Raw genomic sequence first — 664 nt, 5'->3', positions numbered from 1 at the left:
ACACCGCGCACAGTAATAACACGACGAGGCTGTTTAGGGTCGGTTTCAATCTCGGCGCGTAACCTAGATATATGCACGTCGATAGAACGGTCGAAGGCTTCCAAATCTGACCCTTGAAGTCCATTCATGAGTTGGTCGCGGGTTAATACTCGCCCTACGCCGTCTGCAAGTATCGAAAGAAGTTGGAACTGATAGGAGGTAAGGTCGCAGCGTTTGCCGTCTATCCGTGCCTCCATAGCATCCTTGTCGACTTCTAGTGCGCCAAAGCGAACGACATTGACGGTTTGCGAATGTGTACCTCGGCGCAATATGGCACGTAGCCGAGCGAGCAATTCTCGCGGTTCAAATGGTTTGGGCAAATAATCGTCAGCCCCCATTTCTAACCCCAACACACGATCAAGCGGGTCGCCCTTTGCAGTGAGCATTAAAATGGGAATGGCTTCGGTTGCCCTGAGTGTTCGGCATACTTCCAAACCATCAATATCAGGCAACATTAAATCAAGAATTGCCGCTCGAAAATTTCCTTGTTGCTGCAAAGCTAATCCAGAAGAACCATCTATTGCAGACGTGACAGAGTACCCCTCTTTCTCAAGATACTCTTTGATCATTGCTGCGAGACGTTCATCGTCGTCGATTAGCAAAATGTTGTCAGTCGTTTTGGTCA

1 protein-coding gene is annotated in these 664 nt (G+C 48.8%); it reads right to left on the bottom strand.

Annotated features, from left to right (window positions below; all coding sequences use genetic code 11):
* On the bottom strand, positions 1-664 hold a 664-nt coding region (locus AAEY98_RS22125), incomplete at both ends, for a response regulator (RefSeq protein ID WP_220487399.1).

It is taken from the genome of Shewanella sp. AC91-MNA-CIBAN-0169, from assembly GCF_040310165.1.
Lineage (GTDB): Bacteria > Pseudomonadota > Gammaproteobacteria > Enterobacterales > Shewanellaceae > Shewanella.
The sequence above is the reverse complement of the archived record's forward strand: the minus strand, read 5'-3'. Positions and strand labels throughout refer to the sequence as shown.